23 protein-coding genes are annotated in these 25440 nt (G+C 71.5%); 17 read left to right on the top strand and 6 right to left on the bottom strand.

The genetic code is table 11. The annotated features are described in order from the left end of the window. The first annotated feature begins 371 nt into the window (after positions 1 to 371). The 7 genes from MMF94_RS07105 (at position 372) to MMF94_RS07075 (ending at position 7804) form a co-directional block, all read left to right on the top strand. Entirely contained in the window at positions 372 to 1334 is a 963-nt protein-coding gene (locus MMF94_RS07105) for a TauD/TfdA dioxygenase family protein (protein WP_241035483.1), read from the top strand. 30 nt (positions 1335 to 1364) lie between these two features. Further along, positions 1365 to 2447: an ABC transporter substrate-binding protein gene (locus MMF94_RS07100; protein WP_241035482.1), complete on the top strand. Its 1083-nt coding sequence runs from the start codon at positions 1365 to 1367 to the stop codon at positions 2445 to 2447. After that, entirely contained in the window at positions 2444 to 3310 is an 867-nt protein-coding gene (locus MMF94_RS07095) for an ABC transporter permease (protein WP_241035481.1), read from the top strand. The genes MMF94_RS07100 and MMF94_RS07095 overlap by 4 nt, the downstream gene beginning before the upstream one ends. Continuing rightward, positions 3286 to 4041 carry an ABC transporter ATP-binding protein gene (locus tag MMF94_RS07090; protein ID WP_241035480.1) on the top strand — a complete coding sequence of 252 codons (756 nt, stop codon included), beginning with the start codon at positions 3286 to 3288 and terminating at the stop codon, positions 4039 to 4041. Before MMF94_RS07095 ends, MMF94_RS07090 begins: the two co-directional genes overlap by 25 nt. Then, on the top strand, positions 4038 to 5393 hold the full coding sequence (locus MMF94_RS07085) for an LLM class flavin-dependent oxidoreductase (RefSeq protein WP_241035479.1): 1356 nt from the start codon (positions 4038 to 4040) through the stop codon (positions 5391 to 5393). The genes MMF94_RS07090 and MMF94_RS07085 overlap by 4 nt, the downstream gene beginning before the upstream one ends. Beyond that, on the top strand, positions 5386 to 6606 hold the full coding sequence (locus MMF94_RS07080) for an MFS transporter (protein ID WP_241035478.1): 1221 nt from the start codon (positions 5386 to 5388) through the stop codon (positions 6604 to 6606). The genes MMF94_RS07085 and MMF94_RS07080 overlap by 8 nt, the downstream gene beginning before the upstream one ends. Positions 6607 to 6682: 76 nt before the next feature. Further along, positions 6683 to 7804, top strand: coding sequence for an NDMA-dependent alcohol dehydrogenase (locus tag MMF94_RS07075; RefSeq protein WP_241035477.1), 1122 nt, complete (start codon positions 6683 to 6685; stop codon positions 7802 to 7804). A 69-nt stretch (positions 7805 to 7873) separates the two neighbouring features. On the opposite strand, the gene MMF94_RS07070 is transcribed toward MMF94_RS07075, so the two are convergent. The 5 genes from MMF94_RS07070 to MMF94_RS07050 all read right to left on the bottom strand — a co-directional run bounded on the left by MMF94_RS07070 (position 7874) and on the right by MMF94_RS07050 (position 12529). Further along, complete coding sequence (locus MMF94_RS07070) at positions 7874 to 8131, bottom strand: DUF6295 family protein (protein WP_241035476.1); 258 nt, start codon at positions 8129 to 8131, stop codon at positions 7874 to 7876. 7 nt (positions 8132 to 8138) lie between these two features. Then, the gene (locus tag MMF94_RS07065; protein WP_241035475.1) at positions 8139 to 8891 is read right to left on the bottom strand and encodes a dienelactone hydrolase family protein; all 753 of its coding nucleotides are present in this window, start codon (positions 8889 to 8891) and stop codon (positions 8139 to 8141) included. A 119-nt stretch (positions 8892 to 9010) separates the two neighbouring features. Continuing rightward, the gene (locus MMF94_RS07060; RefSeq protein ID WP_241035474.1) at positions 9011 to 10099 is read right to left on the bottom strand and encodes a P1 family peptidase; all 1089 of its coding nucleotides are present in this window, start codon (positions 10097 to 10099) and stop codon (positions 9011 to 9013) included. 27 nt (positions 10100 to 10126) lie between these two features. Next, complete coding sequence (locus MMF94_RS07055) at positions 10127 to 11641, bottom strand: ABC transporter substrate-binding protein (RefSeq protein WP_241035473.1); 1515 nt, start codon at positions 11639 to 11641, stop codon at positions 10127 to 10129. 12 nt (positions 11642 to 11653) lie between these two features. Beyond that, entirely contained in the window at positions 11654 to 12529 is an 876-nt protein-coding gene (locus tag MMF94_RS07050) for an alpha/beta fold hydrolase (protein ID WP_241035472.1), read from the bottom strand. A 599-nt stretch (positions 12530 to 13128) separates the two neighbouring features. On the opposite strand from MMF94_RS07050, the gene MMF94_RS07045 reads away from it, so the two are divergent. The 5 genes from MMF94_RS07045 to MMF94_RS07025 all read left to right on the top strand — a co-directional run bounded on the left by MMF94_RS07045 (position 13129) and on the right by MMF94_RS07025 (position 17404). Continuing rightward, positions 13129 to 14262 carry a VIT1/CCC1 transporter family protein gene (locus tag MMF94_RS07045; RefSeq protein ID WP_241035471.1) on the top strand — a complete coding sequence of 378 codons (1134 nt, stop codon included), beginning with the start codon at positions 13129 to 13131 and terminating at the stop codon, positions 14260 to 14262. A gap of 143 nt (positions 14263 to 14405) precedes the next feature. Next, the gene (locus MMF94_RS07040) at positions 14406 to 15296 is read left to right on the top strand and encodes an ABC transporter substrate-binding protein (protein WP_241035470.1); all 891 of its coding nucleotides are present in this window, start codon (positions 14406 to 14408) and stop codon (positions 15294 to 15296) included. Between the two features lie 52 nt (positions 15297 to 15348). After that, entirely contained in the window at positions 15349 to 16248 is a 900-nt protein-coding gene (locus MMF94_RS07035; RefSeq protein ID WP_241035469.1) for a LysR family transcriptional regulator, read from the top strand. Between the two features lie 99 nt (positions 16249 to 16347). Next, a complete protein-coding gene (locus MMF94_RS07030) occupies positions 16348 to 16671 on the top strand; it encodes a nuclear transport factor 2 family protein (RefSeq protein ID WP_241035468.1) in 324 nt (107 codons plus the stop codon). Positions 16672 to 16717: 46 nt separating this feature from the next. Then, positions 16718 to 17404, top strand: coding sequence for a DUF1707 SHOCT-like domain-containing protein (locus tag MMF94_RS07025; protein WP_241035467.1), 687 nt, complete (start codon positions 16718 to 16720; stop codon positions 17402 to 17404). A 25-nt stretch (positions 17405 to 17429) separates the two neighbouring features. Here the strand turns inward: MMF94_RS07025 and MMF94_RS07020 are convergent, their stop codons facing one another. Continuing rightward, positions 17430 to 18188, bottom strand: coding sequence for a glucose 1-dehydrogenase (locus MMF94_RS07020; protein WP_241035466.1), 759 nt, complete (start codon positions 18186 to 18188; stop codon positions 17430 to 17432). Positions 18189 to 18500: 312 nt separating this feature from the next. On the opposite strand from MMF94_RS07020, the gene MMF94_RS07015 reads away from it, so the two are divergent. From MMF94_RS07015 to MMF94_RS06995, 5 genes are all read left to right on the top strand, one after another. Next, the gene (locus MMF94_RS07015) at positions 18501 to 20207 is read left to right on the top strand and encodes a choline dehydrogenase (RefSeq protein WP_241035465.1); all 1707 of its coding nucleotides are present in this window, start codon (positions 18501 to 18503) and stop codon (positions 20205 to 20207) included. Positions 20208 to 20315: 108 nt separating this feature from the next. Beyond that, positions 20316 to 21788: a lipopolysaccharide biosynthesis protein gene (locus tag MMF94_RS07010; RefSeq protein WP_241035464.1), complete on the top strand. Its 1473-nt coding sequence runs from the start codon at positions 20316 to 20318 to the stop codon at positions 21786 to 21788. 366 nt (positions 21789 to 22154) lie between these two features. After that, entirely contained in the window at positions 22155 to 23087 is a 933-nt protein-coding gene (locus MMF94_RS07005; protein WP_241035463.1) for a carbohydrate ABC transporter permease, read from the top strand. Further along, a complete protein-coding gene (locus MMF94_RS07000; RefSeq protein ID WP_241035462.1) occupies positions 23084 to 23968 on the top strand; it encodes a carbohydrate ABC transporter permease in 885 nt (294 codons plus the stop codon). The genes MMF94_RS07005 and MMF94_RS07000 overlap by 4 nt, the downstream gene beginning before the upstream one ends. A gap of 80 nt (positions 23969 to 24048) precedes the next feature. Next, complete coding sequence (locus tag MMF94_RS06995) at positions 24049 to 25410, top strand: ABC transporter substrate-binding protein (RefSeq protein ID WP_241035461.1); 1362 nt, start codon at positions 24049 to 24051, stop codon at positions 25408 to 25410. Positions 25411 to 25440 lie beyond the last annotated feature (30 nt).

Genomic DNA, 25440 nt, shown 5'->3' with positions numbered 1-25440 from the left:
TGAACTCGTTGATCGTCGCGAGATCCGGGTTATCGCCCTCGGCAGGGCCGAAACCCGGATCTCGTAGCGATCATCCACGGGAATTGAGGCCCACCACCTGCGCGGACTTAATTACAGAAGTCGCAAAATTGACTTCCGTGGCTCTCCCACACACGATGGTTCGCATGAGCTCACCGCACCTGACCAGGGCATGTCGCCCCGGGTGCTGTACCTGCGGGTGACCGCCGGCGCTCGGCGCCACTGATTCGCGGCCACCCCGCTCGCTGTCTCGAGCCGCTCCACACCATTAGTCCGAACATTTGAACCACTCCGGTCCCGCGCATTGTGTCGCAGCCGGGGAATGTTCGCTGCCACTTCATGGAAGGACCCCCATGACCGTCGCGCCCGAACGCACCGCTCTGTCCGTCCGGCCGGTGGCCGGACACATCGGCGCCGACATCTCCGGCGTCGACCTGTCCGCGCCACTCGACGAGAAGACCGTCGCCGGTCTGACCGACGCCCTGCACCGCTACAAGGTGATCTTCTTCCGCGGGCAGGAGCTCGACCACGCCGCGCAGATCCGCTTCGGCCGGCACTTCGGCGAGCTCACCTACGCCCACCCGCACGACGACGCCCCGCCGGAGGGCCACCCGGAGATCTTCACGGTCGACCCCGAGCGGTACGCGAAGCGCTACGGCGGCGAGTACACGGTTCGCACCCGCCGGAAGTACAGCTACGTCGCGGGCTGGCACACCGACGTCACCGCCGCGGTGAACCCGCCTGCCGCGTCCATCCTGCGGGCCGAGGTGGTGCCCGAGGTCGGTGGCGACACCACCTGGACGAACCTCGTGGCCGCCTACGACGGCCTGTCGGCCCCGGTCCGCGCGTTCATCGACACGCTGCGGGCCGAACATCGCTATGGCGGCAGCGACAAGCCGGCAGGCGGCTCCGCCTACGCCCGCCGCGTCAACGACAACCTGCTGGTGGCGGTCCACCCGGTGGTGCGGGTCCACCCCGTCACCGGGGAGCGCGCACTCTTCGTCAACCCCGGCTTCACCAGCCACATCGTCGACGTCGAGCCGCGCGAGAGCAGGGCGATCCTCGACCTGCTCTACGCCGAGCTCACCCGCCCCGAGTACACCGTGCGGTTCCGCTGGGAGCCCGGAAGCGTCGCCTTCTGGGACAACCGGGCCACCGCCCACCTCGCCCCGGCCGACCTGGACCACCTCGACGTCCGGCGCACCCTGCACCGCGTCACGGTGATCGGTGACCGTCCCGTCGGGCCCGACGGCCGTGAGTCCGAGCTCCTCGCGGGGCGCCCGTTCACGGCCGACCACGCCGTCGTCGTCGACTGACCGGCCCGACGACACCGAGACCGAGGACCCGTGAGCACCTCCCGTTCCCGGCGCACGCTCGCCACCACCGCGGCTCTACTGGCCGCGGTGGTCGTCGCGGCCTGCGGCACCACCACCTCCACCGGCGGCGAGCTCGCCGCCGACGCCCCGCTCCCGACCGACGTCCCCGCGGGCACCACCCTCGTCATCGCCGACCAGGCCGAGGCCCAGCAGGTGGCGCTGCGGGCGTCGGGTGAGCTCGAGAAACTGCCCTTCACCGCGCAGTTCGCCAACTTCACCGGCGGACCGGCGATCCTCGAGGCGTTCCGGGCGGGCGCCGCCGACGTTGCCAGCGTCGGCGACACGCCGCCGATCCAGGCCCTCGCCGCAGGCGAAGACGTCCCGATCATCCTGGCCCGCCAGACCGACCCGTCGAGCACGCAACTCGCCGTCGCCCCCGGCAAGAACATCCGGAAGCTCGCCGACCTGCGCGGAGCGAAGATCGCCTACGCCGAGGGCACCGCTCAACAGGTGATCGTGCTGAGGGCGCTGGAGAAGGCCGGGCTCCGGACGTCCGACGTCGAGCTCGTCCGGCTGCAGCTCGGCGACTTCAACGACGCCGTCCGCACCGGGCAGGTGGACGTCGCTCCGCTGAACGAGCCGCGGCTGACCCGGTTCCTCGCCGAGGCCGGGCCGCGCGGCGGCGGCGTGATCGACCCGGCCGAGACGGCCGACACCTCCTCCGGGCTGAACTATCTCTACGCGCGCCGCGAGGCCTTGGAGGACCCGGCGAAGGCCGCGGCGCTGCGCGCCTACGTCGACCATTACATCCGCTCGCAGCAGTGGATCAACGAGCACCCGGCCGAGTGGGTGCAGCAGTACTACGTGGAGAACCAGGGCATCAGCCAGGCCGACGGGCAGCGGATCGTCGACTCGCTGGGACAGATCACGTTTCCCCGCCTCGACGCCGCAGTGGTGGAGCGCCAGCAGGCGACGATCGACGTGATCGACCGCGCCGGGGAGCTCCCGAAGAAGGTGCGCGCGAGCGATGGCTTCGACCTGCGCTTCGACCAGGTCGTGACGACCACGGTGCCGGCGGTCGGCGCGTCCTACGGGCCGGCGGGGGCGTCATGACCCAGCTGTCGGTCTCCCGGCCCCGCGAGCGCGGCCGCGGCGGCGAGGCGGCGAATGACCCGCGGCTGGCCCACCGGATCCGGCACGGCCGCAGGCTCGGGCCCGGGCGGGCCGTCCCGGGCGGGCTCGCTCTCGGCCCGGTGCTCCTCCTGCTCGCCTGGGTCGTCACCTCGGCGACCGGGCTTCTCGACCCGCAGACGCTCTCCGCGCCGTGGACGGTGGTCGCGACGTTCGGTGAGCTGATCGCCGACGGGAGGTTGCAGAGCAACCTGCTCACGTCCGTGCAGCGCGCCGGGATCTCGCTCGTGCTCGGCGTGGGGCTCGGTGTGGCGCTCGCGCTCGCCGCGGGCCTGAGCCGCGTCGGCGAGGCGCTCATCGACGGGCCGGTGCAGATCAAGCGTGCCGTCCCGACCTTGGCCCTCATCCCGCTCGCGATCATCTGGTTCGGGATCGGCGAGGAGATGAAGATCATCATGATCGCCGCGAGCGTCTTCGTGCCGGTGTACATCAACACCCATGCGGCGCTGCGCGGCGTCGACCACCGGTACGTCGAGCTCGCCGAGACCGTCGGGCTCTCCCGTGCGGAGTTCATCCGCCGCGTGGCGCTGCCGGGCGCACTGCCGGGCTTCTTCACGGGCCTGCGGCTCTCCGTGACGATCTCGTGGATCGCGCTGGTCGTGGTCGAGCAGGTGAACGCGACCAGCGGGATCGGCTACCTGATGACCCAGGCCCGCACCTACGGGCAGACCGAGATCATCGTCGTCGGGCTCGTCGTCTACGCCGCCTTCGGGCTGGTGGGAGACACGCTGGTCCGCGCCATCGAGAGGAGGGCGTTGTCATGGCGACGGACGCTGGGCAGCTGACGAGCCTGCCGGGAGCGGTCGGCCCGGCGGTGTCGCCCGCGGTGCGGGCGCGCGGACTGACCCGCGGGTTCGACGGGCGCACGGTGCTCGACGACGTCGACCTGGACATCGCGGCGGGCGAGTTCGTGGCGCTGCTCGGGCGCAGCGGGTCGGGCAAGTCCACCCTGCTGCGAGCGCTCGCCGAGCTCGACGACGGCGTCGCGGGTTCGGGCGAGCTGCGGGTGCCCGCCGAACGCGCGGTGGTGTTCCAGGACTCGCGGCTCCTGCCGTGGGCGCGCGTGCTCGACAACGTCGTGCTCGGCCTCGGTGGTCCCGATGCGCGCAGGCGCGGAAGCGCGGCGCTCGACGAGGTCGGCCTGTCCGGGCGCGAGCGGGCCTGGCCGAACGAGCTCTCGGGAGGCGAGCAACAGCGGGTCGCACTGGCCCGATCCCTCGTCCGGGAGCCCGCCCTGCTGCTCGCCGACGAGCCCTTCGGGGCACTCGACGCCCTCACCCGGATCCGGATGCACGCGCTGCTGCGCGAGCTCTACGACCGGCACCGGCCCGCGGTGCTGCTGGTCACGCACGACGTCGACGAGGCCGTGTCGCTCGCCGACCGGGTGCTGGTGCTCGAGGGCGGACGGATCGCCGTGGATCGGGCGATCGGCCTCGACCGGCCGCGGACCCACCGCGATCCCGCCTTCATCGCCCACCGGGAGTTCCTGCTCGCGGCGCTGGGGGTGGACAGGTGAGCGACCGTGCGCCCCGGCGTCAGCTGAGCCTCAACGCGTTCATCTACCCCGCGGGGCACCACGAGGCGGCCTGGCGGCACCCCGCGAGCGCCGCGGAACGGATCTACGACGCGTCGTACTACCAGGAGATCGCCCGCACCGCCGAGGCCGCCACGCTCGACGCGGTGTTCTTCGCCGACGGGCCTGCGCTGCAGGGCGACGTCGCGCACAACGCCGTGGGCCGGCTGGAACCGATCACGCTCCTCACGGCGATCGCCGCGGCCACCGAGCGGATCGGGCTCATCGCCACCGCGTCGACGACGTACTACGAGCCGTACAACCTCGCGCGGCTGTTCGGCTCGCTCGACCACATCTCCGGCGGCCGCGCCGGCTGGAACATCGTCACCACCGGCAACGACGCCGCGGCGGCCAACTTCGGCCTCGACGCCCACCCTCCGCACGCGCAGCGGTACGCGCGTGCCCGGGAGTTCGTCGACGCCGTGATCGCGCTGTGGGACAGCTGGGAGGACGACGCGGTCGTCCTCGACCGCGAAGCGGGGATCTACGCCGACGCGAGCAAGATCCACGAGATCGGCCACGCAGGCGAGTACGTGCGCGTGCGAGGCCCGTTCAACCAGCCGCGCCCGCCCCAGGGCCACCCGGTGCTCGTACAAGCCGGCGCGTCCAACGACGGGCGCGCCTTCGCGGGCCGGTACGCCGAGGCGATCTTCACGGCGCACCAGCGGCTGGCCGACGCCCAGGCCTTCTACGCCGACATCAAGGCCAGAGCCGCGGGCTTCGGTCGCCGGCCGGAGGACGTGAAGATCCTACCCGGGATCAGCCCGTTCATCGCCGGCACCGAGACGGCGGCCCGCGCCCTGGAACGTGAGTTCAACGAGCTCACGGTGCCGGCGTACGGGCTGCTCCAACTCGAACGGATCACCGGCGCGTCGCTGAACCACCTCGACCTCGACGCACCCGTGCCACCGGCGCTGTTCGCCGGGGCCGGGGACGTCACGGACAACGGGCGCAGCCGCCTGCAGGTGGTGGCGGGGATCGTCGAGCGGGAACGGCCGACGGTGCGCGGGCTGCTGCACCGTCTGGCCGGAGCACGCGGCCACCGCGTGTTCGCCGGCACGCCGGAACAGGTCGCCGACACGATCGAGGAATGGTTCCGGTCGAACGCGGCAGACGGCTTCAACGTGATGCCGCCGTACTATCCTGGCGGCTTGACGATCTTCGCCGAGGCCGTGGTGCCCATCCTGCGTGACCGCGGGCTGTTCCGCACCGAGTACACGGGCCATACGCTGCGCGACCACTTCGGACTCCCCCGACCGGCCGGCCGGATCACCGCACCAGCGGTCAGTGCATAGCCCGTTGCCCACCCCGGTCACCGCCGACCGGCCGCTACGCCGGCTCGTCGTCCCCGCGTTCCTGCCCGCCGCGGTGTTCGGGATCGGGCAGGGCGCCGCCGCACCGGTGGTGGCGCTGAGCGCCCGCGAGCTCGGTGGCTCGGTGGCCGCGGCGGGGGTGATCGTCGCGCTGCTCGGGCTGGGCCAGGTGCTCGGTGACCTCCCCGCCGGGCGGATCGTGGCGCGGCTCGGCGAGCGCAACGCCGTCTTGCTCGGCAGCGCCGTCGGGCTGATCGGTGTCGCGCTGAGCCTCGTGGCGCCGTCGGTGGTGCTGCTCGGCGTCGGCGTCGGGCTGTTCGGGGTGGCCAGCGCGGTGTGGGGGCTGGCCCGCCAGTCCTACGTCATCGACGCCGTGCCCGAGGCGATGCGGGCGCGGGCGCTGTCGGCGATGGCCGGGCTGTCGCGGCTGGGGTTCCTGCTCGGCCCGTTCCTCGGCGCCGCGGTGGTGCACGTTGTCGGCACCCGCGGGGGCTTCCTGGTGCAGTTGGTGGCGGTGATCGCGTCCGGGGCCCTGATGGCGGGCCTCCCGCGGCTCGAGCACGGTCCGGACGAGGCCGGCGGGCGCGGGCGGCGGCCGGGGATCTCGCTGCGGACGGTCGTCACCACTCACAGCCGCGTGCTGCGCACGTTGGGCGTCGGGGCCCTGCTGATGGGAGCCGCACGGGCGTCGCGCACCGCGGTGCTGCCGCTCTGGGCCGACCACATCGGCCTGGACGCGGTATCGACGAGCCTGCTGTTCGGGATCGGGGCCGCGGTCGACGTCGCGCTGTCCTATCCCGCCGGGCGCCTCATGGACCGGCGCGGACGGCGCGGGGTGGCGGTCGCCTCGCTGCTGGCGTTCGCGGCCGCCCACGTCGCTCTGCCGTTGGCGACCACCGCGATGACGCTCGGCGCCGTCACTCTGCTGATGGGGGTCGGCAACGGGCTGAGCAACGGGGTGATCATGACCCTCGGCGCCGACGCCGCACCCGCGGACGCCCGAGCCGAGTTCCTCGGCGCCTGGCGACTGTGTCACGACCTCGGGATGCTCGCCGGTCCGGCCGCGATCGCGGTGGTGAGCGCGGCGGCCGCGCTCGGTGCCGCGGCCCTGTCGATGGGTGGGCTGGCCGCCGTGGGGGCAGGGGTGATGGCCCGCTGGGTGCCCAAGCGGCTCCCCGGGCCCCGGCCGGGCTGATCGGGCTACGGTCGAGGGGCCGAGAGCCGATCATTCCTCGGCCCCGGTTCCACCGACCGTATTCCTGGAGTTGCTCATGCCCACCACCACGCGAGCCGCCGTCATGTGGGAGGCCGGCCAGCAGTGGGACGTCGTCGAGCTCGACCTCGACGACCCGAAGGACGGCGAGGTCCTGATCCGCATCGAGGCGGCAGGCCTGTGCCACTCCGACGACCACATCCGCACCGGTGACATGCCCGTCCGCTACCCGATGGTCGGCGGGCACGAGGCCGCCGGCGTGGTGGAGAAGGTCGGAGCCGGGGTGCGCCGTGTCGGGGTGGGCGACCGCGTCGTGTGCTCGTTCATCCCCGTCTGCGGCACGTGCCGCTACTGCTCGACCGGCCGGCAGAACCTGTGCGACTCCGGCCGCAACGCCGTGAGCGGCATGCTGCAGGACGACACCTTCCGGTACCACAGCCCCGACGGACGTGACATCGGCGGCATGTGCGCGGTCGGCGCCTTCTCCGAGCGGGTCGTGGTCAGTGAGTTCTCCTGCGTCAAGCTCGACGACGACATCCCGTTCCACGTCGCGGCCCTCGTGAGCTGCGGCGTCCCCACCGGCTGGGGAAGCGCCGTCTACGCCGCAGGGGTGCAGGCCGGGCAGACCGTGGTGATCTTCGGCTGCGGCGGGGTGGGCATCAACGCGGTGCAGGGTGCCGCGCACGCCGGGGCCGAGCACGTCGTCGTGGTCGACCCGGTTGCGTTCAAGCTGGAGAAGGCGCGCGAGGTGGGTGCCACCCACACCTTCACCGACCCGCAGCACGCCCGGGAGTTCGTCAAGACCGCCACCCGGGGCCAGTACGCCGACCACGCCATCATCACGGTCGGGGTGAACGACGAGAAGGTCGTCGGCAACGCCATCGGCATGATCGGCAAGGGCGGGCGGGTCACCGTCACAGCGATGGGACGCTACGGCGAGCACCAGATCGTCGCCTACGACGCCCTGATCGTGGCCTACCAGCGGCAGGTGCAGGGCGCTCTGTTCGGAGGGTGCAACCCGCTCTACGACATCCCCCGGCTGCTCGGCCTCTACCGGGCCGGCGACCTGCGGCTCGACGAGCTGATCACCCGGCGCTACTCCCTCGACCAGATCAACGAGGGCTACCGCGACCTGCTCGACGGCAAGAACATCCGCGGCATCCTCACGCTGGGCGGCTGAGCACGCGCCGTGCGGCCCTCGCAGATCCCTCGAGCTCTGCGAGGACCGCACCGATCGCGTGGAGCGCGGTCAGTGGTGCTTGGCGCGCTCCACGGTGACCTGCAGCGCTTCGAGCAGAGCTCGGGCCGAGTCGAGGCTCAGCTCCACGGCCACCCGCGCCGCCGGGCCCCGCTCCGGGTTGAGGAAGTCGATGTTCACCGTGTGCGCGTCCGGCGCGTGTACGGGGTGGTCGTAGTAGACCGTCGCCGTCCGCAGCGGGAACCAGCCGTCCGGTCCCTTCCCGCTGCTGGCCGCGACGTCGATCTTCTCGGTGCTGTACGTGCACATGGCGGGTTCAGTCCTTCCCGGACAGGTTCTTGGTGAAGAAGGCCTCCACCCGCTGCCATCCGTCGGCCGCCGCCGCCGGGCGGTAGGCCGGCCGGTCGACGGAGAAGAAGGCGTGCCCGGCGTCGTCGTAGCGGTGGAACTCGTACTCCTTCCCGTTCGTCTGCATCAGCTTCTCCAGCTCGTCGACCTGGTCGGGCGACGGGTAGGAGTCCTCGTTGCCGAACAGCCCGAGCACCGGGGCGCGCACCTCGGCCACCCGGTCGGCGAGCGGCGCCACCTGCAGCGGGAACCCCTCCGGCGGCGTGCCGACGACGAACGCCCCGTAGCAGTCGACGGCGCCCTGGATGTCCAGCTCCAGGGCGGTGAGGAACGCCTGGCGCCCTCCGGAGCAGTAGCCGATGGTGCCGACCTTGCCGTTGGAGTTCGGCAGGGCGCGCAGCCAGCGCACCGCGCCTGCGGCGTCGCCCACGAACCGGGCGTCGGGTACGCCGCCGCTGGCGCGCGCGGCGGCCGCGGCGTCGTCGGGCTCCGCGCCGGGGGCCTCACGGCTGTAGAGGTTCGGGCAGATGGCGTTGTAGCCCATGACGGCGAACCGCCGCACGATCTCCTTGCTCTCGCGGTCGTAACCGGGCATGTGGTGGATCACCAGCACGCCACCACGGCTCGCGCCGTCCATGGGACGGGCCGCGTAGGCCTCGATCTCGTCGTTGCCGGCACCCTGGATGCCCACCGTTTCGGCGAGCACGGCGTCATAGCGCACGGAGCACTTCTCCCTCGATCGGTCGCGGTCCCGGCGGGACGCCGGGTCACGGTCCCCTTCATACCGCCGTGGCCGACTGCCGCGTTGCGGAGGCCTCTCGTCCGCTACGTGGACGCCCGTCAGGCCGGCCCAGCCGTCGCGTGCGGGTACAGCTCGCGGTAGGAGGCGATGTGGCCGAACGGCGTCACCACCGACTCCGCATGCAACACGGCGTGCACCATCGCGCGGGCGAACGCCGCCTCGGCCGCTGCCAGCACGGCGTGCAGCGGGTCGGCCGCCGTGCCTGCGGAGCCGGGCACCGACAGCGCGAACACCGTGTCCCCGTCGGTCATCCCGTGGGCGGGGGACACCGCGCGGGCCATCCCGCGCTGCCCGGCGAGCGCCACCCGGCGCAGCGCAGCGGCGTCGAGCGGGGCATCCGTGGCGACCACGCCGATCACCGTGTTGGGAAGGTCGAGGCCACTGCGTCCCCGGGCGGGCTCGGCGAGCCGGCGTTGCGCCGCCGCGTGCTCAGCGGAGGACGGCCGGGCGATCGCGAACTCGCCGTCGGCCCCGGCGTCGAGGGCGAGCGGTAGCCCGGTGGTCCGGTCGAGGGTGGAACCGTGCGCGTTGACGGCCGCGAGAGCCCCCACGACCGTGCCGCCCGCGAGCACGTCGCTGGCCGTGCCGATCCCGCCCTTCATCTCGGCGGTGACGGCTCCGGTGCCGGCCCCCACGCACCCCTGCTCGACCGGGGCGAACGGCGGTGAGTCCGCCGCAGCCTGAGCGGCGTCGCGGCCGGACGCGGCATCGGGCCGCGCTGTGAACAGCCCTCCGCGGCCGAGGTCGTACAGCGCCGCCGCCGGGACCAGCGGGACCAGGACGTCCGGCGCGGCGCTCACCCGTGCCCCACCGGAGTGGGCCGCGAGCCAGTCCAGCGTGCCGCCCGCCGCCGCCAGCCCGTACGCGCTCCCGCCCGTGAGCACCACGGCATGGGCGACGGCGCCGCCCGACCGGAGATCCAGAGCGGCGGTGTCGCAGGTCGCCGGACCGCCACCGATCACCTCGACGGCCGCCGGGGCCCCGGACGGGGGCAGCAGCACGACGGTGGTGCCGGTGAGGAACCCGTCCCCGATGCGTGTGACGTGACCGACCCGGACACCGGGGACGTCCGTGATCGCGTTGTGGGGCCCGGGAACGGGCGCGGTGAACGGCACGCTGATGTTCATACCTGCTCCACCGTCACGACCGTCTCGCTACTGCGCGGGTGTCGCCGACACGTGCGCGAGGTCGAGCCGCGAGTTCGTCTCCCTGGTGGGGAACCCGTTGACGCCCTTCCGGAGCACGACGAGGCCGCTCGAGCTGAAGAGCCAGTCGCTCGCGGCGTCCTCCGAGATCTTCCGTGCGACCTTCCGATACAGCTCGTCGCGCTCGCCGTCGCTCGGGGCCATGGCCGCCTGAGCGGCCCACTCCTGCACCTGCGCGTCGGAGTAGTGCCAGTAGTACGCCGGATTGGCGTACGTCGCGATGTCGCGCGCTTCGGCATGGTCGACGATCGACAGGTCGTAGTCCCCCTTGGTGTAGACGCGGTCGAGCCAGGTCGGGAACTCCACGGACTCGTAGCGCACCCGGATCCCCACCTGGCCGAGCTGCGAGGCCACGTACTGGCCGATCACGGAGTTGTAGATGTTCGGCATCACGAGGTTCAGGTCGAGCCCGCCCGCGTAGCCGGCCTGGGCGAGCAGCGCCCGCGCCGCAGCAGGGTCGTAGGGGTCGATCGCTGTGAGGCCGGGGTCGAACCACGGATCGGTCGGTGCCACATCGCTCCCGATCCGGTGGCCCTTGCCGGCCTGAGCCACGCGGATCAGCCCGTCCTTGTCGATCGCCTGCCGGATCGCGTGCCGTACCCGGGCGTCGGCGAGCGGGCCGCGGCTGTTGTTGATGCCCAGCACGAACTTGTCACTCGTGACGCCCTGGGCCACCGTGAAGTCCGGGTTGTTCTGGAACGGCGCCAGCGCGGTCGGCTCCGGCCCCGTCAGCACGTCGGTCTCGCCGGTGAGCTCTGCGTCGGTGGCCGTGGCCGTGTCGGGGATGTAGTGCAGCACCACCGTGGCGAGCTGCGCCGGGTCGCCCCAGTAGTGCTCGTTGCGCGCCAGCGTGATCGACGACCCGCGCTGCCAGGACCGGACCACGAAGGGTCCGCTCCCGTTCGTGGTGTCGGCGAGGGTCGCGGGGTCGGTGCCCTGCTTCAACACCACCCCGGCCCGATTGGTGAGCCCGTAGGTGAAGTTGGCGTCCCGTTGGCGGAGTGTGATCACCACCGTTTCCGCATCGGGGGCGCTGATGTCGCTGACCGCCGCGAAGTCCGCTCTGTTCGGGTTCTTCGAGCCCGGGGCGATCACCTTCCGGTAGGACCACACGACGTCGGCGGAGGTGAGCGGAGAGCCGTCGGCGAAGGTCAGGCCGTCGCGCAGCCGGAACGTGTAGGTCAGCCCGTCGGCCGAGGTGTCGAACCGCTCGGCGAGCCGCGGTGCGATCATGCCGTGGCTGTCCCGGGTCAGCAGCCCTTCGTAGACGTTGTCCAGCAGTAGCTGGGGAAGGGCCACGCCCGCGACGGAGGTGATGTCCAGGCTGGTCGGTTCCAGCACGAGCCGCACGTCGAGCGTGGTGTCGGCGGCCGCGCCGTCGCCACCACCGGGCGCCTCGCCACTGCAGCCCGCAGCGAGCACCGCCGCAGCGAGTAGCAGGGGAACGAGTCGTCTGACCCGCATCGGGGTCTCTCCTTACCGGGTCGGGACGGACGTGACGGTGGCGACGAACCGCAGCAGCTCGGCGTGGACGTCGGCCCGGTCTAGCTCGTGCAGGACGTCGTGCCGATCGTGCGGGAACACGACGACCCGCGCCCGCGGCAGCAGCCCGGCCATGGCGACGGCATCCGATGCGGGCGCGATGCCATCCTCCGCGCTGTGCAGCAGCAGCACCGGCACGTGGTCGAGTGCCCCGTCGGTGAGCAGCGCGCGGGTGCGCGCGGCGGCCGCGGCGAGCGCCGCGACCGTCCGGGGCCGCAGCCCACCCTCGCACGCCCGTGGGTCCTCCCGACTCCGTCGGGCCTGCTCGGGTATGTACACCGGCCCGGAGGGGTTCTCGTTCGGCTGCACCGGGTGCCGGTCGGACACCGCCTGCGTGGTGAGTCCCCGCGATCCGTCGAGCAGGGAGGAACCTGCGAGGACCAGGCCTGCGATGTCGGCGGCGGGGTCGGTGGGCCGGGCCGCGGCCCCGATCCCCGGGCGGGCCGCCCCGGTGCGGATCTCCCCCACCAGCAGCGTGGCAACCGCTGCCCCGAGCGAATGCCCGGCCACCACCACAGGCACCCGGGGCCGGGCGCCCGTGATGCGTCCGAGGAGTGTCTCGGCGTCGGCCACGAGATCGTCGACGCGCTCGACGAGCACGCGCTCGCCGTCGCTGAAGCCGTGCCCGGCGTGGTCGAGGGCCCAGGTCTCGATGCCCGCCTCGGCCGCGGCCTCGGCGAGCGGGGCGTACTGGCCGCTGTGCTCACCGAGACCGTGCAGCAGCATCAGCACGGCCGTCGGCTGGACACAGGGCACCCACCGCCGGACGTGGATGTGGCCCCGGCGACCCGTCAGCCACCCTCTGATCATGCCGATCTCCCCCATAGCGCTCTGTCCTGCCTCGTCGGCGCCGCCGATCGCTCCGACGATTGCCGGGTGGCACAGGACCAGACTGCTGACACCCCGCCCGGTGTGCTCCTCACGCGCGCCGGGCCGGCACGTCGGCCCTCCATCTTTCTGCCACCCGCGGGTGTGAGCGCAGCCAGGTCACCAGCGCGTTCCTGCCGGAGGCCGCGCGCAGGTCGGTGTCCGGGTCGGGGCTCACTGTCATAGGGCGACCTCGGCGGGGAAACGGTGGCGGTTCGCCTGCCCGGGAACCACGCGGCAGACGGCGGGAATCAGTGGCGGGAATGATCGAACTGATCCCCCCGGCGACCCATCCGGAAAGGATCGTGGGGCGCGCCAGACATTCCGCCGGCCGAGGTCATGAAGGGATGTAACCACGCCGACGCGCCCGCGACCACGGCCGTACTCCGGCGCGTGATGTGATCCATGCCGCGCCGCGGCCGGGCGACCACGAACAGCGGAGGTCATCCTCCGACGTTCGGACTGTCACCGTCGGTGGGCACCCGCCGGCAGCGTCGCTCCACCACCCCGCCACACCCCGTCTGGTCAGGGAGAATGGGCCTGTGGCTACCCCATCGCCCCGAGGCGCGGAGAACCGTGGGCCGGATGGACCGGATCCGGCCGCCAGGGCGCCCGCACCGTCGGCCGTGCGCCGCTGGCGCCGCCGGCTGGCGGACGAGCGTGAGGAGGCGAAGGTCTACCGCGACCTCGCCACCCGGCGCACCGGGGAGGAGCGCCAGATCCTGCTCGGGCTCGCCGAGGCCGAGGAGCGGCACGCCGCGCACTGGATGCGGTTGCTGGGCGACGAGGCCGGGCGGGTCCGCCGCGGGGCCGCCCGGATGCGCCTGCTCGCGTTCCTGGCCCGGCGGTTCGGCTCGGTGTTCGTGCTGGCCCTCGCGCAGCGCGCCGAGACGCGGTCGCCCTACCGGTCCGACGCCGACGCGACGGCCGCCATGGCCGCCGATGAGCGGGTCCACGAAGAGGTCGTTCGCGGCCTCGCCGCCCGCGGCCGCGCACGTGTCTCGGGCACCTTCCGGGCCGCTGTCTTCGGCGCGAACGACGGGCTGGTCAGCAACTTCGCCCTCGTGCTCGGTGTCATCGGCGGTGGTGCCTCCCCCAGCACCGTCGTGCTCACCGGTGTGGCCGGGCTCCTGGCCGGGGCCCTGTCGATGGGGGCAGGGGAGTACGTGTCCGTGCGGTCGCAGCGCGAGCTGCTCGCCGCCTCCGCCCCCGACGTCCGCGACGCGCACGCCCTGCTGCGGGAGCTCGACGTGAACGCCAACGAGCTCGCGCTCGTCTACCGCGCGCGAGGGGTGCCGGCCGCGGAGGCCGACCGTCGCGCTGCCGCCGTGCTGCGCAGCGGCGACCCGCGGTCGCTGGGAGGGCCCGACGGGGCGGACGACGGCGGCCACGACGTGGTCGGCACCGGCTTGAGCGCGGCGCTGTCGAGCTTCTGTTTCTTCGCATCGGGAGCCGCGGTGCCGGTCGTCCCGTTCCTGTTCGGGCTGGGCGGCGCATCGGCGGTCATCGTTGCGGGGGTCCTCGTCGGGCTTGCACTGATGCTCACCGGCGCCACCGTGGGCGTGTTGTCCGGTGGTCCCCCGCTGCGCCGGGCGCTGCGCCAACTCGCGATCGGTATGGGCGCGGCGGCCACGACCTACGGACTGGGCCTGCTGGTCGGCGCAGCGGTCGGCTGACCGTCCCATCAGCGCTGCTGCTGCGGCGGTCACTATAGAAAGGCGCGATAACGCTATCGACCGCAGCGCATTGTCGGCGGACCGGTGCGACCTTAGCGTCGATCAGGAGAAACCGATCGACGCATCGAGGGGAAGCGGACACGATGGGCACATTCACGATTCAGCCCCATACCCGGCTGCAGGAGTGGGTCGCGCAGGAGCACGGCTACTTCACGGAAGAGGGCCTGGACTACGAGTTCCAGACCGACGGTCTGTCCAGCGGCGCGTACACCACCTCGGCGGTGCGCTCCGCCGACAGCATCCCGGCCGAGGTCCGCAAGGGCGCATTCGAGGACATGTCGAACGAACGCGCCTGTGACGTGTCGGCCGCGTGTCACTGGGCCGTGAACGCGGTGGCCGGCACGGGTGTGGGCAAGATGTGGGGCCACGCCTACTCGATCACGCCCTCGGGCGTCTTCGTCCCGCCGGACTCCGACCTGCACCGTCCCGAGGACCTCGCCGGTGTGGACGTGGCGGTGGGCTACCACTCCGGCAGCCACTACTCCACGATTCAGGCGCTCGAGCCGTTCATCCCCTTCGAGCAGATCTCGCTGTCGTTCATGGGCCTGCCGAACGACCGGCTGCGCCGGCTCCTGCGCGGAGAGGCGCAGGCCGCGAGCCTGTTCGGCGCGCAGTGCTACGTGGCCGAGCAGCTCGGCTACCGCAAGCTCGCCGACGCCACGTTCGCGATCGGCTTCCTCGTCGCCGCCGACGCCGACCTGGACGACACGAAGAGGTACTTCCGGGCCCTGCAGAAGGCGCAGGTGGCCATCGACCTGCATCCGCAGCGGTACCTGCAGTACTGGACCCGCGAGATGCCCGAGGACATCGCGGCACTCGTCGACGTCCGCCGGTTCGGGGCGGGTGAGCGCATCGTGTTCGAGCAGTACACGCGCGAGATGTACGACGTCACGCAGCAGTGGATGCACGAGCACGGCCTCCTGGAGGTCGCACCCGGGAAGGACTCCGCCTACGCGAGCGTCGTCCTGGTCTGACAGGTAGAGATGGAGCCGGTGGGGGGCGCCGGGCGGGGAAGGAGGACGGGTCGTGAACCTGGATCTGTTCCGTCTGCAGGTCTTCGTCACCGTCGTGGACCGCAACGGCTACTCCGCCGCCGCCCGCCGGCTCAACCTGGCTCAACCCTCGGTCTCCCGTCACGTCAGTGAGCTGGAACGCGCCTGCGGCGCCGAGCTCCTGCAGTACCGGGACCGCGGAATCCATCTCACCGCCGCCGGCCGGGAGGTCTACCAGGCCGCGCTGGTGATGCTCACGGAGCAGCACCGCCTGCAGGACTCGCTGGGAGATCTTCGGAACGGGCGACGAGGTCGCGTCCGGCTGGGCGTGAGCATGGCGTTCGAGCAGCGGTACTTCTTCGAGGACGTGATCGGGCCGTTCAGCCGCAGGCACGAGGGCACGCAGCTGTCCGTGCGGTTCGGGCACAGCCCCCGGCAGGCACAGGCCGTGGTGGACGGCCAGCTCGATCTCGCCTACGTCATGCGCTGGCACCTGCCGACCGATGCGGAGTTCGAGTTCCTCCACGACCTGCGGCTGACCTTCGTCGCATCCCGCGACCACCCACTGGCCGGCAGGCGGTACATCGCGGTGTGCGACATCGCCGAAGCCGGTTTGATCACGGCGCCGTTCATCGGCGTCGAGGAGAGCTTCTACCGTGAGGTGCTCCGCGAGTTCGGGCTCACCGGCGACCATTCCGTGATCGAGGTCGACGGCATGCAGACCCGCTTCCTCGCTGCCGCCGCCGGGCTCGGCGTGATGGCCACGTTCGTCCCCGACCACGCGCGCGAGGCGCTGTCCGCCGATTTCGCACTGCTGGACGTGGAGGGCCGACCGACCACGGTGCAGGCGGGCCTCGTACGGCGCAGCGACCACCCGGGGTCGAGCACGACGGACGAGCTCGCGGCCTGGTTACGGAAGCTGTCGGCACCCTGACCGCCGTTTCGCCCAACCGGGACAGAGCCGAAGCGGCTGCACCGGGCGCGGCCGACCATCATGGAGCCCGTACGACATCGCCCGTTGATCGGAGCAGACGTGAGCACCTCCCTTCCCGCCCCCGTCCGCACGCTGCTCGATGCCGCCAACAGCGGTGACATCGAGGGTTTCCTGAACGGCTTCACCCCCGACGGCGTGGTGGACGACTGGGGCCGGGAGTTCCGGGGCCGGCCGCGGATCCGTTCGTGGAGCGACGCCGAGTTCATCGGGGTGCGCGTCTCTCTCACCCCGACCGAGGTCGTCGACGAAGAGGGAGTCGTGACGGTGACCGCGCAGGTCGGCGGCGACGGGTTCAACGGTCCGAGCCACTTCTCGTTCCGGGTGCAGGACGACCTGGTCACCCGGATGACGATCCGCGCATGAGGGACCAACCTCGCCACGTGAGGGCCTGACCCGTCAGGATGGCCTGGTGGAACCACCGCCCCCGCCCGAGATGCGTATCGGCGACCGTGAGCGGCGCGAGGTGGACGCCCGCCTCCAGGAGGCGCTGGCCGACGGGATGCTGACGCTCGCCGAGTACGACGAGCGCGCCGCGCTCTGCTGGGCCGCGCGCACCCGCAGCGACCTGAACGCGCTCATCGTGGACCTGCCCGAGCCGCCCCCGTCCGAGCCGACCGTCGCTCTCGAGACGGCCGCGCCCGCCGCCCCGGCCGCACCTGACTCCGGGATGCTCGGCCGGGCCATCGGCGGGCTGGTCACCGCTGCGGTGATCGGCAGCGGCATCTTCGTCGGCATCCAGGTTCTCTCCGCCGACGACGGTGCTTCCGTCTTCGGCAGCAAGACGGTGAACGTCGGCAGCGGCCAGCAGCGGGTCGAGGTCGGCATGATGTTCGGCAGCGTCCGCGTCATCGTGCCGGACGATGTCAGCGTGCGGCCCTCCGGAACGGTCGTCTTCGGCAGCACCAACTGCAACGAGGCCTGCCGTACCGGCCCCAACCTCCGCGAGGTGGCGGTCGAGGCCGACGGCGCGTTCGGAAGTGTCTCGATCATGCGGCAGAGCGAGTTCGACCGTGCCGCCATCACCGACCGCAACCGCGACCGCGATCGAGACCGCGATTGGGACGACGACTCCGACGACGACTCGGACGACGACTAGAGCCGCGCCGCAGGACCGTTCCCGCTCACCAGCCCGCCACCGAACCGGCGTCGACGGGGAGCGTCACACCCGTCACGAACGACGCGTCGTCGGACAGCAGCCAGACCACGGCCGCCGCGACCTCCTCGGCCTCGCCGATGCGCTGCATCGCCTGCGGCTTCATGATCTGGGCCAGCCGCTCGGGCGTCGCCCCGCGCGCGAAACCCGTCATGATCGTGCCCGGGGCGACCGCGTTGACGCGGATGTGGTCCTCGGCGTACTCGACCGCGGCGTTCTTGGTGAGACCGACCAGGCCGTGCTTCGCGGCGGTGTAGGGCCCGAGCCGCTTCACGCCGCGCAGTCCGGCGTTGGAGGCCGTGTTCACGATCGAGCCCCCTCCCCCGCGCAGCATCTGGCGGATCTGGTGCTTCATCCCGAGGAACACCCCGCGCAGGTTCACGGCGATGACGCGGTCGAAATCCTCGTCCTCGACGTCGGCCAGGAGCTTCCCTCCGCCGGGGATCCCCGCGTTGTTGTGGGCGAAGTCGAGTGACCCGAACCGGTCGAGGACACCTGCGACGAGCGCCTCGTGGTCAGCGGCCCGGGACACGTCACAAGCCTGGAAATCCGCCTCGCCACCCGCGTCACGGATGATCTTGACGGTCTCCTCGCCACCCACCCGCGCCGACTCGAGGTCCGCGACGAGCACCCGCGCGCCTTCCTGCGCCGCCCGGATCGCGGTGGCGCGCCCGATCCCGCTCGCCGCCCCCGTCACCACTCCCGCCCTGCCGGTCATCGACCCCATCGCGCTGCCTCCCTGGACGTTCGTCGTCGCCGGGTCCGGCCGATGCAGGTCGCGGCGGCGCGGACCATGGCACAGCCAGGATCAACCGGGCGGTGGGGATCGCGGGAGCGGTTCAGCGCGCGATTCCGTGGTGATTCGTGCAAGGCCTCACCCGACCAGGGGAAGCGTCGGCACGCCCTGAGACGACCGCGGCGCCCCGGCAGCTAGGATTCCGCCGATCGGAGCAATGCCGGAGATCCATTCAGCTCATATTCCTCACCGGCGCCGCTCCCCCACACCCCTTGCTGCAGACACCCGAAGGGCGAACCCTCCATGGCGCAGAGACCGTTCGACTTCGTGATCGTCGGCGGCGGCACAGCCGGCTGCGTGCTGGCGAACCGCCTCACCGCCGACCCGCGCATCCGAGTTATCGTGCTGGAGGCCGGGCGGCCCGACTACTGGTGGGACCTGCCGATCCAGCTGCCGATCGCGATGGGGATGCCCGTCGGGGACGAGCACCACGACTGGCTCTACGAGTCCGAGCCCGAACCGGGGCTGCAGTCGCGGCGCCTGCACCATCCCCGGGGCAAGGGCCTCGGCGGCTCGAGCTCGATCAACGGGATGATCTACCAGCGCGGCCACCGGGCGGACTTCGACCGCTGGGCCGCCGAGTGCGGCACCGCCGAGTGGGACTACGCGCACTGTCTGCCCTATTTCCGGCGGCTGGAGAACTGCATCGACGAGGCGGACAACGCGTACCGGGGCCACGGCGGCCCGCACACGCTCTCCCGCGGACCTGCCGAGGGGCCGATCTTCGCGGCGTTCCTCGCCGCCGCCGAGCAGGCAGGCCATGCGGTGCTGCCCAGCCTCAACGGTGCGGAGCAGGAGGGCTTCGCGCCGCTGGACCAGGGTGTGCGCGGGGGCAGACGGGAGTCCGCCGCACGGGCCTACCTGCATCCGGCGCGGCGGCGGCGCAACCTCGAGGTGCGCTCGCGGGTGATGGTCACGCGCATCCACGTCGACGCCGGCCGCGCTGTCGGAGTGCGCTACCGGCAGGGCAGTGGCGCCGAGAGCGTGGTGACCGCCCGCGAGATCATCCTGTGCGCGGGCGCGATCGGCACGCCCCAGCTGCTGCAGGTGTCCGGGATCGGCGACGAGGGCCGGCTGTCCCAGGTCGGCGTCCCCCTGGTCCACGAGCTGCCCGGTGTGGGCGAGTCCCTGCAAGATCACCTCGCGGTGCACCTGCAGCACCTGTGCCGGGAACCGGTGTCCATGGCCGCCGTCCGCCGCAAGGTCAACTGGCCGGGGATCGTCGCCGAGGCGCTGTTGCTCGGTAGTGGTCCGGGAAGCCGCAATCCGATGCAGGCGGGCGGGTTCGTCCGCAGCACCCCCGACCAGAGCCACCCCGATCTGATGTTCCTGCTCGCCCCGCTGGCGATGCACAGCTCCGAGCGGTCGATCCCGATCGGCCAGCACGGGTACCAGATGCACGTCGGCGTCATGCGGTCATCTGCTCGCGGCTCGGTGCGGATCACCTCGCCGGACCCGTCGCAGCACCCTGCGATCCAGCTGAACTTCCTGACCGGGCCGGAGGATCGGCAGCGCTGGGTGGACGCCGTCCGCATCGGACGGGAGCTGCTGGCACAGCCGGCGATGGAACGGCTCGACGGCGGTGAGAGCCTCCCCGGACCCGAGGTCCGCTCCGATGACGAGGTGCTCGACTGGGTCGCCCGCACCGCTCGTGTGGGGCTGCACCTCTCGTGCAGCACCCGGATGGGCACCGACGAGGGCGCCGTGGTGGATCCCACCACGCTGCGGGTGCGTGGCCTGGACGGTCTGCGCATCGTCGACGCCGCGATCATGCCTTCGCTCACCAACGCCAACACCTACGGCCCGGTGCTGATGCTGGCGGAGAAGGCGGCCGACATGATCCTCGGCAACACCCCGCTCGCGGCGGAGGACCCCGCCACCGCACCCACCCGCGTCGTCGGCCCGGACACGGTGGCAGACCCCGCCGAAGCGGAGTCCGTAACAGCCTGATCGGCACGACAAGGACATAGGGGACGTTATGCCCGACCGGGGCTTGGGGCGATCAGTGCACGCCTCACCGCCTGCCTTACTGTGCCCTCCCATGAGGAGCGGGGCCAGATGAGAAATGCCTTGGCGAGCTGGAAGGCCCCGCAGCACCGTGACGGATTGGCCCTGGTACTCAGCTCCGCGGTGACCTCGGGGATCGGCCTGCTGTACTGGGTCGTCGCTGCCCGCCTGTTCGACCCCGAGACCGTCGGCGTGAACTCGACGATGACCTCGACGCTCACGCTGCTCGGCAGCGCGGCCCAGCTCAACCTGGGTAACGCGCTCCTGCGTTTCGTGCCCACGGTGGGCAACTCGGCCCGGTCGTTGGTGGTCAAGTGCTACGCGGTCAGCATCGCGGCAGCCTGCCTCACGGGTGCCGTGTTCGCGCTCGGCTCGCAGCTGTGGGCGCCCGAACTGCTCGACACCGTCGGACGGGGACCGCTGTTCGCGTTCTTCGTGCTGGCCACCCCCGTGTGGTCGATATGGGTCATGCAGGACTACGCGCTCACGGCGATCAAGCGGGCCACGCTCGTGCCGGTGAAGAACCTCGTCTTCGCGGTCATGAAGATCGTCCTGCTGCCGGTGGGCGCCCTTCTCGCGATGTTCACCGCGATCTCCGTCTCCTGGGCGGTGTCCACCGCGGTGCTCGTGGTGGTGGTCAGCGTCTGGCTATGGCGCGCCCTCCCGGCCCACGGCACCGCCACCGCGGACAACGCCGAGGCGTTCCAGGCTCGCACGATCGTCGGGTTCGTGTCCGCGGACTGGGCAGGCACGCTCTTCTCACTGTCGGTCAACTTCGGTCTGCCACTGCTCGTCCTGGCCCGCCTCGGTGCGGACGCCGCCGCCACGTTCGGCGTGGCCTGGGCGATCGCCTTCGCGCTCTACCTGGTCTCGAACGGGATGGGCCAGTCGCTGCTGGCGCACGTGTCGGCAGACCCGGAACGGCTGGATGCCGCCTACCGCGGCATGGTGCGCAAGGCGCTCACCCTGATCGTGCCCGCCGTGGTCGTGATCGTGCCGGGCGCGGGGCTGATCCTCTCGATCTTCGGCGAGCACTACGCCGAGACCGGCACCATGCTGCTGACGCTCAGCGCGCTCTCCGCGATACCGAACGTCGTGTCGCTCGCGACCGTGAACGCCGCACGCGTCCGGCAGCGCCGGATCATCCAGTTCGGCGTGCCGGCGATGATCGCGGTCGTCGTGATCCCGCTCTCCTGGATCCTGATGCCCCTCATGGGCCTCACCGGTGTCGGGGTCGCCCTGCTCGTGGGCCAGTCGGTCGTCGCCGCGGTCATCCTCATCACTCGCCGGCTCAGGCCGCGCCGCTCGTCCGGCGGGCCGTCGGGTCCCGCGCCCGTACTCGACCCCGCCATGGCCGACGTCGCCACCAGCCCGATCCCGATCGTGACCGGTGGGCTCCCGGCCTACGGGATGCCGGTCTCACCCGGGGAACCCCCCGCACCCGACGCGCGGAACGACATCTCCTCGTCGATCTCGGCGGCAACCCAGCCGATCATCCGCCCGCCCCACTCCACGCGCGAGTAACCGCACCACCCGCGAGTCGCACTTCCCGCCTGTGAGTCCCCCGTGTCCCCGTGCGCGGCGCAGCCGACACCGGGCGTGGAGAAACTGCGGGAGTCGCCCTCTGTGCCCGGGAGTCGGCCGTTCGCGTCCGCCGAGGCGCTGAGGCGGACCGTTTCCTCACGATCGTCGGTCCCGCCCATGCCACTCACGGGTCAGAAGAGCCGTCAACCTGCGCCGACCGGTGGTCTGCTGTTGGTGAGGCGGCCGACTGCGGATCATCAACCGCTCATGTCCGATTGCCAAGGTCTGCGCAGCCGCGGGCCTCCGCGGCCCCGCTATGGAGAGAGGCTGCGGAGTGCGCGAATGGCATCCATAACGTCCGTACCGGTGACTGCACCGCGGGCGACCGTACCCCGGCCGGCACCGGCGCCGCGACGTCGTTTCGGAGCCCGCGAGCGGCACGACTTCCTCGTGTTCCTCGCCTTCGCCGCACCGAACATCCTCCTGATCGTCGCTTTCACCTACCGGCCCCTGTTATCGAACATCTACTACTCCACGCTCAACTGGACGCTCGGCGCGGCGACGGCCGTGCCGGTCGGGTTCGACAACTACGTGCGGTTCTTCACCTCGCCCGACACCGGCGAGATCGCGCGGGTGACCGTGATCTTCACGGTGGCCACGGTCGGCGGATCGATGCTGCTGGGCCTGTTGATCGCGCTGGCCCTCAACCGCAAGGTCCGCGGCGTCGGCTTCGCCAGAGCCGCGGTGTTCTCGCCGTTCGTGCTCTCCGGCGTCGGCGTGGGGCTGATCTGGGTGTTCATGTTCGACCCGACGCTCGGCGTGTTCGCCGCGGTGCTGCGTGCCGTGGGCCTCGACAGCCCCCAGTGGTTCAACGACCCGACGCTGAGCCTCCTCATGGTGATCATCGTCTACGTCTGGAAGAACATGGGCTACGCGGCGGTGATCTACCTGGCCGGGCTCCAGGCCATCCCGCGCGACCTGACGGAGGCCTCCTCCATCGACGGGGCGGGCCGGCTGCGGACGTTCTGGTCGATCACCCTGCCGCTGCTCTCCCCGACCACGTTCTTCCTGCTGGTCACGAGCGTGCTCAACTCGCTTCAGGCCTTCGACATCATCCGGATCATGACCCCGCTCGGCCGGGGCACGACCACCCTCATCTACGACGCCTACCTGCAGGCCTTCGGCGGGTACAACCGCGCGGGCTACTCCGCCACCGTGTCGACGGTGCTGTTCGCGCTGCTGGTGCTGTTCACCGCGATCCAGATGCTGGTCCTCGAGCGGCGGGTGCACTACCGATGACCGTCACAACAGCGCAGCGGCCCGTCGCCCGCGCACATCCGCTCGCACCGCGCAACCTCGCCGCCGCCGCCACAGGCTCGTACCTGCCGCTCGTGCTGGCCGTCGTGGTCGTCGCGCTGCCGCTCGTGTGGATGGTGCTCTCGTCGTTCAAGACGCCGACCGAGCTGCTGACGCGCGACCTCTCCACGCTCCTGCCCAGCAGCCTCGCGCCCACCAACTACGTCGAGGCCGCCCGTGAGATCCCCTTCGCACGCCTGTTCCTGAACTCGGCGATCGTCACCGTGGTCGGTGCCGGGATCAAGGTGCTGCTGGCCGTCTTCACGGCCTACGCGCTGGTGTTCGTCCGCTTCCCGGCCAAGAAGCTGATCTTTGCTCTGATCCTCGTGACGCTCATGGTGCCGCCGCAGGTGTCGCTCCTGCCGAACTACATCCTCATCAGCAGCATGGGCGGCACGGACACCTACTGGGGGATCATCCTGCCGGGCCTCGGCACCGGCTTCGGCACCTTCCTGCTCCGCCAGCACTTCATGACGCTGCCGGCGTCCATTTTGGAGGCGGCCGAGATCGACGGAGCCGGGCACTGGCGCAGGCTCACCCGCATCGTCATGCCGATCTCCGCGCCCAGCATCGTGACCGTCGCGCTGGTGAGCATCGTCTTCGAGTGGAACGACTACCTGTGGCCCCTGGTCATCGTCTCCGAGCCCTCGATGATGACCCTGCCCGTCGGCCTCACCCTGCTGTCCAACAGCGAGTCCAGCGTGGCGAAGTACGGGGTCCTCATGGCGGGCTCCGTCGCCGTCATCGTGCCGGTCCTCATCGTGTTCGCCGCGCTCCAGCGCTACGTCATCGCGGGCCTCACGCAGGGCGCCGTGAAGGACTGAGCGGAGCTTGCGAACGCAGCCGCTACCCCGCAGCGGCGAGCCCTCTCCGACCCCTCCCCCATCCATCAGAAGGACCTTTCATGTCAGCTCGCCACGCCCACTCCCCCGCTCTCGACCGGCGCGGCTTCCTGCGGCTCGCCTCGGCGGTCGGCGTCACGGCGGCCCTCGCCGCGTGCGGCGGCCCCGCCACGACGTCCGGCTCGGCACCGGCGACGGCGCCGGCGGACATCGACTACACCGGCGTGAAGCCCGCCTCCCAGATCACCTGGTGGTCGAACAACCCCGGCAGCTCGCAGGCGGTGTCCCAGCAGATCATCGACGCCTTCCACGCGTCGCAGCCCGACATCAAGGTCAACCTCGTGACCGCGGGCAAGGACTACGAGGAGATCGCGCAGAAGTTCCAGACCGCTCAGACCGGCGGCACCCTGCCCGACCTCGTCGTGCTCTCGGACGTGTGGTGGTTCCGCTACTACATGCTGGGCTCGATCATCCCGCTCGACTCGCTGATCAAGACCGTCGGCATCGAGACCGGCGACTACCGCGACCAGCTGCTGGCCGACTACCAGTACAACGGCGGCCAGTGGGCGATCCCGTGGGCACGCTCGACCCCGCTCTTCTACTACAACAAGGCGCACTGGGCGGCCGCCGGGCTCCCCGACCGCGCCCCGACCACCTGGGCCGAGTTCGCCGAGTGGGCGCCGCGGCTGCAGTCCGCCGGCACCGGCGTCCAGCACGCCTTCCAGCACCCGGCTCTCGCCGGGTACGCGGGCTGGTCCTTCCAGAACAACCTCTGGGGCTGGGGCGGCGCCTGGAGCAACGACTGGGACATCACCTGCGACTCGCAGCAGTCCGTCGCCGCCCTGCAGTTCCTCCAGGACTCGGTGTACAAGAACGGCTGGGCCGGTGTGGCCAGCACGGACTCGGCCAACGACCTCTCGGCCGGTGCCGTCAGCGCCACGGTGAGCTCCACGGGCAGCCTGGTCGGCATCCTCACGGCCTCGAAGTTCGAGGTGGGAGCGGGTCCACTGCCCGGCGGGCCGGTCGCCAGCACGCCGGTGTGCCCCACGGGTGGCGCGGGCGTCGGCATCCCGAAGGCGATCCCGAAGGAGAACCAGCTCGCCGCGGCGACCTTCGTGAAGTTCCTGACCTCGCCGGAGAACACCGTGAGCTTCGCCGGCGCCACCGGCTACATGCCGGTGCGCAAGTCGGCGGACGTGTCGAGCCTCGTGGCGAAGACCCCGCAGAGCAAGGTGGCGATCGACCAGCTGGCCGTCACCCGCGTGCAGGACCGGGCCCGGGTGTTCTTCCCTGGCGCCGACCAGGAGATGGGCAAGTCCTGCGCCAACATCCTCACGCAGCAGGCCGACGTCCAGACGGAGATGAACGCGCTCAAGAAGACCCTGTCCGGGATCTACGACCAGGACGTCAAGCCGAACCTGTAGCCGCGAGCAGTGGCCCCCCCCCCGGGGGGG

The organism is Pseudonocardia alaniniphila (assembly GCF_022524485.1).
Taxonomy (GTDB): domain Bacteria; phylum Actinomycetota; class Actinomycetes; order Mycobacteriales; family Pseudonocardiaceae; genus Pseudonocardia; species Pseudonocardia alaniniphila.
The sequence above is the reverse complement of the archived record's forward strand: the minus strand, read 5'-3'. Positions and strand labels throughout refer to the sequence as shown.